The sequence below is a fragment of the Micromonospora maritima genome, assembly GCF_902825405.1.
GTDB classification, from domain to species: Bacteria; Actinomycetota; Actinomycetes; order Mycobacteriales; family Micromonosporaceae; genus Micromonospora; species Micromonospora maritima.
Genome location: NZ_CADEAU010000229.1, coordinates 1 through 8,421, shown reverse-complemented (window position 1 = coordinate 8,421; position 8,421 = coordinate 1). Strand labels below are relative to the sequence as shown.

9 protein-coding genes are annotated in these 8,421 nt (G+C 72.7%); 3 read left to right on the top strand and 6 right to left on the bottom strand.

Features of this window, described 5'->3' with window-relative positions:
* A partial coding sequence (locus HUW36_RS19600; RefSeq protein WP_217428836.1) for a WYL domain-containing protein occupies positions 1 to 270 on the top strand: 270 nt, incomplete at its 5' end.
* A gap of 4 nt (positions 271 to 274) precedes the next feature.
* Here the strand turns inward: HUW36_RS19600 and HUW36_RS19595 are convergent.
* Positions 275 to 511, bottom strand: a complete 237-nt coding sequence (locus HUW36_RS19595) for a hypothetical protein (protein ID WP_174529508.1) — start codon at positions 509 to 511, stop codon at positions 275 to 277.
* A gap of 124 nt (positions 512 to 635) precedes the next feature.
* The gene (locus HUW36_RS19590) at positions 636 to 1,511 is read right to left on the bottom strand and encodes a L,D-transpeptidase family protein (protein WP_174529507.1); all 876 of its coding nucleotides are present in this window, start codon (positions 1,509 to 1,511) and stop codon (positions 636 to 638) included.
* Positions 1,512 to 1,684: 173 nt separating this feature from the next.
* Here HUW36_RS19590 and HUW36_RS19585 point away from each other — a divergent pair, with 173 nt between their 5' ends.
* The gene (locus HUW36_RS19585) at positions 1,685 to 3,364 is read left to right on the top strand and encodes a DNA repair helicase XPB (RefSeq protein ID WP_174529506.1); all 1,680 of its coding nucleotides are present in this window, start codon (positions 1,685 to 1,687) and stop codon (positions 3,362 to 3,364) included.
* Between the two features lie 52 nt (positions 3,365 to 3,416).
* On the opposite strand, the gene HUW36_RS19580 is transcribed toward HUW36_RS19585, so the two are convergent.
* The 4 genes from HUW36_RS19580 to HUW36_RS19565 form a co-directional block, all read right to left on the bottom strand.
* Positions 3,417 to 4,370 carry a zinc metalloprotease gene (locus HUW36_RS19580; protein WP_174529505.1) on the bottom strand — a complete coding sequence of 318 codons (954 nt, stop codon included), beginning with the start codon at positions 4,368 to 4,370 and terminating at the stop codon, positions 3,417 to 3,419.
* A 371-nt stretch (positions 4,371 to 4,741) separates the two neighbouring features.
* Positions 4,742 to 5,641 carry an alpha/beta fold hydrolase gene (locus HUW36_RS19575; RefSeq protein ID WP_174529504.1) on the bottom strand — a complete coding sequence of 300 codons (900 nt, stop codon included), beginning with the start codon at positions 5,639 to 5,641 and terminating at the stop codon, positions 4,742 to 4,744.
* A 91-nt stretch (positions 5,642 to 5,732) separates the two neighbouring features.
* Positions 5,733 to 6,419: a TIGR03089 family protein gene (locus HUW36_RS19570; RefSeq protein ID WP_174529503.1), complete on the bottom strand. Its 687-nt coding sequence runs from the start codon at positions 6,417 to 6,419 to the stop codon at positions 5,733 to 5,735.
* Positions 6,420 to 6,444: 25 nt separating this feature from the next.
* On the bottom strand, positions 6,445 to 7,023 hold the full coding sequence (locus HUW36_RS19565; RefSeq protein ID WP_174529502.1) for a TetR/AcrR family transcriptional regulator: 579 nt from the start codon (positions 7,021 to 7,023) through the stop codon (positions 6,445 to 6,447).
* A gap of 87 nt (positions 7,024 to 7,110) precedes the next feature.
* Between HUW36_RS19565 and HUW36_RS19560 the strand changes: the two genes are divergently transcribed.
* Positions 7,111 to 7,482 (top strand): DUF4267 domain-containing protein, encoded by a 372-nt coding sequence (locus HUW36_RS19560; RefSeq protein ID WP_174529501.1) that lies wholly within the window; start codon positions 7,111 to 7,113, stop codon positions 7,480 to 7,482.
* Positions 7,483 to 8,421: the final 939 nt, after the last annotated feature.

Sequence of the window (8,421 nt, the reverse complement as noted above, 5' to 3'; positions counted from 1 at the left end):
CGGGCGCCGGCCGTGGTCCGCGGTGGCACGCCGCCCGGCGGTCCGACGCCGGTGCCCGGGCACGGCGACGCGTTGGCGGTGCTCCAGCAGGCGGTACGGGACCGGGCACTGGTCTGGGTCGGCTACGTCGACGCGCACGGGGCGACCGCGTCCCGGCTGGTCCGGCCGGTCTCGATCGGCGCCGGCTACCTGCGCGCCGAGGACGACCGCACGGAGATGCTGCACACGTTCGCGCTGCACCGGATCACGGCCGCCGTGCTGGAGGAGTGAGGCGTCATTCCCCGTTGCGGCGCAACGTACCGATCACCGAGACGGCGAGCAGCAGCCCGAAGGCCGCGCCGGCGGACTCGCCGACCGAGTCGACGAACCCCTGCCGCTGCACCAACAGCCCGAACAGGAACCAGCCGAACACGCCGGCGGCGGCGGCCGCGTAGCCGACCAGCACCGCCGTGGAGACCTCGTGCTGCCGCATCCGCTCGTCCTCGGGAAGCACGTCCTGGTCGACGGTCATGTCAGCCCCTCCCCGCCCCGTGGTGGACCCGGCTTCCAGCGTGACACCCAGCGGATCGCGCGGACAGGGGTTAAAACCCTGATCCGGGCGCTCCGGTCACGGGTACGGGCGGGGCGGGGGTGGCTCAGGTGCCGGGGCGGCGGCCGACCACCACCACGCGGGTGCCGACCGAGCCCAGCTCCCAGAGCCGGACCGCGTCGCGGTGCAGCAGGTTGACGCAGCCGTGCGAGCCGATCGCGCCCTCGTGCAGGTAGGTGGTGGTCTCGTGGAAGCCGATCCCGCCGTTGAACTGCTGCCAGTACGGCAGCCACACCTCGTACGGGTTGGACCACTCGCGCAGGTTCTTCCGGCCCACCGAGTAGGTGCCGGCCGGCGTGGCGTAGCCGGACATGCCGGTGCGGGTGACGGTCGGGCCCATCACCACCGTCCCGCCACGCATCGCCCACACGGTCTGCCGGGTCAGGTCGACGCAGAAGGTGAGCCGGGAACCGGCGCGGCAGCGCGACACGTCGGTGTTCGCGAGCCGCTTCGCCACGTCGTACGTGGTGGGGCCGGCGCGGCCGGAGGCCGGGCTGATCCCGTACCGGGTCTGGAACTTCTTGATCGCGACGCAGTCGGCGGCGGACTGCGTGCCGTCCACGGTCAGCGTTCCGAAACCGCCCAGCCGGCTCAGGTAGCTCTCCACGGCCCGCTGGTGCTCCCCCTGCGGGCACCCGGTGGACCGGCTCGGCTTCGGCGTGGGCTTCGGGGAGGCGGTCGCCCCGGGCGACCGGGAGGGTTTCGGCGTGGCCGTCCGGCTCGGCTGCGCCGACGGGGACGTCGCCGGCCGTTCGGACGCGGGCGGCGCGCTCGCCCCCGATGCTCCCTCCGTCAGCCCGACGGGCGCGGGGGTGGTGACCCCGGCGCCCTCCGGCTGCGGATCGAGCGCGCACGCGCCTACGCCGACCAGCACGACCACCGCCAGGCCGGCGACCCGAGCGAGAAACCGGACACGCTGCATGGGCCCTCCCTGGACAGTTGTCCCGCTTGCTAGACGTGTGGGACGAGTATGACGTTGCCTGTCCAGCAAGACTTTTTTCGGACCGTCCCCGGCGTGTAACACTGGATGGTCCGCCTTCGGCAGGTCAGCTGTGGTGCGGGCAGAGATTCCGGGCGATGCGAGAGGACGCTGGCGTGAGCGGTGGACCACTGATCGTGCAGTCGGACAAGACGCTGCTGCTGGAGATCGACCACCCGGACGCGCAGGCCTGCCGGATGGCCATCGCGCCCTTCGCCGAGCTGGAGCGTTCCCCCGAGCACGTGCACACCTACCGGCTCACCCCGCTGGGCCTGTGGAACGCCCGGGCCGCGGGCCACGACGCCGAGGGCGTGGTCGACTCCCTGATCAAGTACTCCCGCTACCCGGTGCCGCACGGGTTGTTGGTGGACGTGGCCGAGACGATGGACCGGTACGGCCGGCTCCAGCTCGCCAACGACCCGGTGCACGGGCTGGTGTTGCGCGCGCTGGACCGGGTGGTGCTGATCGAGGTGGCGAAGAGCAAGAAGCTCGCCGGCATGCTCGGCGCGAAGCTCGACGACGACACCATCGCCGTGCATCCGTCCGAGCGGGGGCGACTCAAGCAGGCGCTGCTCAAGCTCGGCTGGCCGGCCGAGGACCTGGCCGGGTACGTGGACGGCGAGGCGCACCCGATCGACCTGGCCGAGTCCGGCAAGGACGGCGGCAGGCCGTGGACGCTGCGGTCGTACCAGCGGGAGGCCGTCGAGGCGTTCTGGGCCGGCGGGTCCGGCGTGGTGGTGCTGCCCTGCGGCGCCGGCAAGACGCTCGTCGGAGCCGCGGCGATGGCCGAGGCGAAGGCGACCACGCTGATCCTGGTGACGAACACCGTGGCGGGACGGCAGTGGAAGCGGGAGCTGATCGCCCGCACGTCGCTGACCGAGGAGGAGATCGGCGAGTACTCGGGCGAGCGCAAGGAGATCCGCCCGGTCACCATCGCCACGTACCAGGTGCTCACCTCGCGGCGTGGCGGCGCGTTCACCCACCTGGACCTGTTCGGCGCCCGCGACTGGGGCCTGGTCGTCTACGACGAGGTGCACCTGCTGCCCGCGCCGATCTTCCGCTTCACCGCGGACCTCCAGGCCCGCCGCCGGCTCGGCCTCACCGCGACGCTGGTACGCGAGGACGGCCGCGAGGGCGACGTGTTCAGCCTGATCGGCCCGAAGCGGTACGACGCGCCGTGGAAGGACATCGAGCAGCAGGGCTGGATCGCCCCGGCGGAGTGCACCGAGGTACGGGTGACGCTGACCGACGCGGAGCGGCTGGCGTACGCGACGGCGGAGGCCGAGGAGCGGTACCGGATGGCGGCGACCGCCCGCACCAAGCTGCCGGTGGTCCGGGCGCTGGTGGAGCGGCACCCGTCCGAGCAGGTCCTCGTCATCGGTGGGTTCCTGGACCAGTTGCACCAACTCGGCGAGTACCTGGACGCGCCGATCGTGCAGGGCTCGACCACGAACAAGGAGCGCGAGCGGCTGTTCGACGCGTTCCGCTCCGGTGAGATCCGCACGCTGGTGATCTCGAAGGTGGGCAACTTCTCCATCGACCTGCCGGAGGCGGCGGTGGCGATCCAGGTGTCCGGCACGTTCGGGTCCCGGCAGGAGGAGGCGCAGCGGCTGGGCCGGGTGCTGCGGCCGAAGGCCGACGGCCGGCAGGCGCACTTCTACACGGTGGTGTCCCGGGACACCATCGACACCGAGTACGCCGCGCACCGGCAGCGCTTCCTGGCCGAGCAGGGGTACGCGTACACCATCGTGGACGCCGACGACGTGCTCGGGCCGAAGCTGCCGACTGTCGACTGACCGGTGCGGAGGCCGGGCGGGCCGCTGTCGGGCGGCCCGCCCGGCGCCGTGGTCAGCCCTGGCCGCCGGCGCGGAAGGCGACCCAGGCGTCGCTCATCCGGTCGGCCTGACCCGGGGTGAACATGTCCATGCAGGAGTCCTGCGTGTAGTCCATGAAGTTGTGGATCGGGTCCAGCCCCGGCGCGGTGCAGGTGTCCGCCCCGACCGGGCAGTTGAACTGCGGCGCCGCCTCGCGCGGCGTGTCGGCGACGAAGTCACCCGACGCGGAGCAGCCGTGCGCGAACGTGTGCTCCAGCATCAGCCAGTGCCCGACCTCGTGGGTGAGCGTGTCGCCGAGCGCGTACTTGCCGGCGGTGCCGCCCGGCATCGACTCGTCGAGCATGACCACGCCGTCGATGTAGTCGCGGCCGTTGTTGTAGCCCTTCGGGAAGTACGCCCAGCCGAGCAGCCCGTCGCCGATGTTCGCCGCGTAGACGTTGAGCGTGCGGGAGTCGCCGGTGTAGAGCGCCTTCTTCATGTCCCGCTCGTTCTTCCCCGGCACCACCGTGTACCAGGCGCTGTTGACGGTCCAGGTGGTGTCGACGAGCGAGAACCGGAACGGCGTGTCGGAGGCGTCGGCCGAGGTGCGGCCGGCGAACGAGTCGTTGAGCACGGTCATCTGTGCGGCGATGAGCGTGTTCCAGCGGGCCTTCTCGGCCGCGCTCAGCTCGTGGTCGGAGACCATGTGGAAGACCGTGGGGATGCGGACGCTGCCGTCGGCCAGGCGCGGGGCGTCCTTGATCACGCCGTACGCGTTCGCCTCGTTCTTCGAGTAGAGCTCCGGCTCCTGGGCGGTGGCGCCCTCCCGGATCCGGGCGGCGCTGTGCGTGTCGGCGCCCGGCTCGCAGGCGGCGACCTCGGCGGAGGGGCCCACGGGTGCGGCCGTGGCGGATGCTCCCCCGGAGGTCAGGAACGTGGCGGCGGCAGCAGCGAGCACCGCCAGGTGGATCGTCGGTTTCCTGTGCATCGTTGCACCTTTCGAGAGGCATGAAAGGAGTACCGACGCGGGGTTGTCAAAGCTGCGGGTCGATGACGTCGTCGTCCCGACATAAGACCACGTCAGCGGCGTTCGCAACAGTCCTCGGCAGGACGAGACCGCTGCCGCTCGACCGGGGGATCCCACCTTTACCGGCGGCGCAGGTGGCGGGTGCGGCGGCCGGCGTCGGTGAAGCCGCGCCGCCGGTACAACCGGGCCATCGCGCCCACCGCCGTCGATCTTGGAGTTGTGGCGCCTCGAATGTCGGCTTCGCGGCCTTTGGTAGATGCCACAAGTCCAAGATCGACGAATACCCGAGCGGGCCCGACGACGGGGCTCGCCCGAGGGCGGGGCGGGGGTGGTCAGGGGAGGTCGAGGATGGCGTGGGCGAACTCCTGGGGGGCCTCCTGGGGGAGGTTGTGGCCGATGCCTCCGGTGACGGTGCGGTGCTCGTACCTGCCGGTGAAGCGGGACGCGTAGACGGACGGGTCGAGGTGCGGGGCGCCGTTGGCGTCGCCTTCGAGCGTGATGGTGGGGACCGTGATGCTCGGGTTGGCCGCCAGTCGCTGTTCCCACTCGTCGTACCGCGCCTCACCCTCGGCGAGCCCGAGCCGCCAGCGGTAGTTGTGGATCACCACGTCGACGTGGTCCGGGTTGTCGAACGCCGGTGCGCTCCGGTCGAACGTCGCGTCGTCGAAGCGCCACTGCGGCGAGGCGGTACGCCAGATCAGCCTGGCGAAGTCGCGCCGGTTCCGGTCATACCCGTCGCGCCCCCGATCGGTGGCGAAGTAGAACTGGTACCACCAGGACTGTTCCGCCGCGGGCGGCAGCGGTGCGCGGCCCGCGTCCTGCCCGGCGATCAGGTAGCCGCTCACCGGGACCAGCCCCGCGCAGCGCTCGGGGAACAGCGCGGCGATCACGGCGGCGGTACGGGCGCCCCAGTCGAACCCGGCGAGCGTCGCCCGGTCCACGCCGAGCGCGTCCATCAGGTCCAGGATGTCCTGCGCCAGCGCTGCCGGTTGGCCGTTGCGCGGCGCGCCGGCGTCCCGGATCCGCGTCGGCCCGAACCCGCGCAGGTAGGGCACGATTACCCGCCGTCCGGCGTCGGTCAGTCGCGGCACGACCTCGGCGAAGCTGTGGATGTCGTACGGCCACCCGTGCAGCAGCACGACCACGTCCCCGTCGGCCGACCCTGCGTCCACGTACCCGACGCTCAGCTCCCCCGCCTCGACCCGCCGAACCTCGCTCCACCCCTGCACCATCCGGCCCGCTTCCCCGCCGCGCCGTCGATCATGCGGTTGGGTGCCCGACAAAGGCCGTGGATCCGACAGCGGAGGGGCCGCAACTGCAAGATCAACGCGGCGGGGTGGGGATGACGATGGTGGCGCGGGCGGAGAGGGGGGCCAGGAGCCACTTGAGGGGGTGCTCGTGCTCGGTGGGGTCGACCTGGAAGCGGTCCCCGGGGCGCAGGCCCAGCTGGTCGGCGATCTCGGCGGCGAGTCGCCGCCACGCGCCGAAGCTGGTGCCGTCCGCCGTCGCCGGGCCGGCCGGGTCGACCGCGGTGTGGTCCGGCGGGTCGGCGGGGTGCCGGAGCACCTCGGCCGACCAGTCCAGCCAGCCCGGCGGCACCTCGTCGAGCGGGCCGGGCCCGGTGCCCACCAGGTAGCGGTGCGTTCCCTCGGGCACGTCCTCCAGCCAGTCGTCGAGCCGTTCCGGGGTCACGAACACCGCGTCGTAGGGCCGGTCCGCCCCCGGTTCGAGCACCGGCAGCCCGGCGAGCGCGCGGGGCCGGAACGAGACCGCCAGCCCGATCGACCAGGCGCCGATCAGCACCGCCGCGGTACGCCAGTGCGGCGGCAGCAGCACCGCCACCCGGTCGCCGGGGCGCAGCCGGCAACCGTCGCGCAGCAGCGCCGCGGTGCGGGCCGCCCACTGACCCAGTTGTGGCCCGGTCAGCGCGGTGCGCTCGCCGGTGGCGTCGTCGACACAGGTCAGCAGCGGTTCGTCGGTCGCGACGGCGGCGGGTGCGTGGATGGCCATCGGGTGCTCCTCCCTGGCGGTCAGCTCACCCTAGCCGGGTGAACCGCTCGACCAGGAGGGCCAGCCGCCGCTCGTGCTCGGCCCGCCGCAGCCGGCCACCGCGCATCAGGATCACCTGGCCGTGCAGCCCGCTCCAGAACGTCTCGGTGAACGTCTCCAGGTCGTCGTCACCGGCGAACGGGCGCAGCGTCTCGGCCAGCTCGGCGAAGGCACGGGCCAGCTCGACGGGCGTGTCCTGGCTGGCGAAGGAGAGGGCGACCGGCAGTGTGAAGATCGCGTCGTAGAGCGCGGGCCGGCGTTCGGCGAAGGTGGCGTACGCCGTGGCGATGCCGGCCACCGCCTCCCGTGGGTCGGTCGCGGCGGCCCGGGCGGCGGCGAGTTCGGCGGCCAGGTCGCCGCAGCCCTCCACCGCGACCGCCGCCATGATCGCGTCCTTGCCCCGGAAGTGGCTGTAGAGGACGGGCTGGCTGTACTCGATCTCGGCGGCGAGCCGTCGGGTGGTGACCGCGTCCCAGCCCTCCGATTCGGCCAGGTCCCGGGCGGCGGTGATGATCGCGCGCTCACGCTCCGCCCGCTCCCGCTCCCGGCGGGCCTGAATCGACATGCAGGCACTCTAGCACCGCTAGCCAATCTGCCGCCGCTCTGCTAGCTTCGCTCTCACATCTAGTGGCGCTAGCAAACGGAGTGGACCATGCTCACCCCCATCGCCTACGGGCTCGCCATCGTCCTCAGCCTCTTCTGCGTCTTCATCGGCGCGCGGTTCCTCCTGGCACCGCGCGCCTCCGCCGCCGGCTACGGCGTCGCGGCCACCCCGGACGGCAGCACCGCCTACCTCACCGTCAAGGGTCTGCGTGACCTCGGCTACGGCCTGCTCGGCCTCGCGTTGATCGCCTTCACCAGCGCCGACGCGGTCGCCTGGTACATGCTGGTCGTCGCGCTCAACCCGTTGGCTGACACCGTCGTGGTGCTCCGGCACGGCGGCACCAGGGCCGTCGCCTTCGGCGTCCACTTCGCCACCGCCGTGGTCGTTCTCGTCGACGCCGCCCTGCTGTTCGCGCTCTAGCCCGGCCCCGCCCACCGCCGGCCGGGTCCGCGACCGTCGACTTTGGTCTCGGGCCCGGTCGGCCGACGGCCGTATCGGCTGGCCGGATGGCTGCGGCACGGTACGGGCATGACGACCGAGACCCTGCGCCGGCGACTCGCCCCGGTGGTCGCGCTCCTGCTGCTCGCGCCCTGGACCGCCGAGTGCTCCTGGGGTGGGTTCACCCTCACCGGCATGCCGTTCGTCGTGCTCGTGCTCGCCCCGATGTACGGCGGGGCCGCGCTGCTGATCCGCGAGACGGCCCGGCGGCTCGGGCTCGGCTGGCCGGGGATCGCGCTGCTCGCCGCCGCGTTCGGCGTGGTCCAGGCCGGCCTGGTCGACCAGTCGTTGTTCAACCCCGGGTTCCTGGACGACACCGAGTTCGCCGACACCCTGGCCGTCGCGGAGGCCACGTCGGTGCCCGGCCTCGGGTTCAGTGCGAGGCAGGCGGTCGACTACGTGGGCAACCACGTGGTGCTGACCATCTGCGCGCCGATCGCGCTCGTCGAGTCGTACCTCGGTGCGGGCCGCCGGGCGCGGCCCTGGCTGGGCCGACCGGGGCTGGTCGTGGCGGCGCTGCTCTGGCTCGGCGGCAGCCTGCTGGTGTTCGCCGACGACGGTGGCCGCAAGAACTTCCTGGCCTCGCCGGCCCAGTTGGCGGTCGCCACCGGCGTGGCGCTGGCCTTGGTCGCCGCCGCCCTGCTCCGCCACCGGCACGCCGGGCCATCACCCGTCACGCGAACGCCCCGGCCGAGGTCCGCCGGGCCGACGCTCGCCGGGCCACCGCCCGTCGGCCGGCGGCGCACCGAAGTCGGCCCGCCCCGGCCGGTCTGGCCCGCGCTGGTCGTGGTGGTGGCGTACCTGGGGTCCACGGTCGCCCCGGGCTGGCCGGGAGAGATCGGAAGAGCACACGTCTGAACT

Excerpts from the sequence above, each read along its gene's own strand:
- HUW36_RS19595 (WP_174529508.1), bottom strand. The coding sequence starts at position 511 with ATGACCGTCGACCAGGACGTGCTTCCCGAGGACGAGCGGATGCGGCAG.
- HUW36_RS19590 (WP_174529507.1), bottom strand. The coding sequence starts at position 1,511 with ATGCAGCGTGTCCGGTTTCTCGCTCGGGTCGCCGGCCTGGCGGTGGTC.
- HUW36_RS19580 (WP_174529505.1), bottom strand. The coding sequence starts at position 4,370 with ATGCACAGGAAACCGACGATCCACCTGGCGGTGCTCGCTGCTGCCGCC.
- HUW36_RS19575 (WP_174529504.1), bottom strand. The coding sequence starts at position 5,641 with ATGGTGCAGGGGTGGAGCGAGGTTCGGCGGGTCGAGGCGGGGGAGCTG.
- HUW36_RS19570 (WP_174529503.1), bottom strand. The coding sequence starts at position 6,419 with ATGGCCATCCACGCACCCGCCGCCGTCGCGACCGACGAACCGCTGCTG.
- HUW36_RS19565 (WP_174529502.1), bottom strand. The coding sequence starts at position 7,023 with ATGTCGATTCAGGCCCGCCGGGAGCGGGAGCGGGCGGAGCGTGAGCGC.
- HUW36_RS19560 (WP_174529501.1), top strand. The coding sequence starts at position 7,111 with ATGCTCACCCCCATCGCCTACGGGCTCGCCATCGTCCTCAGCCTCTTC.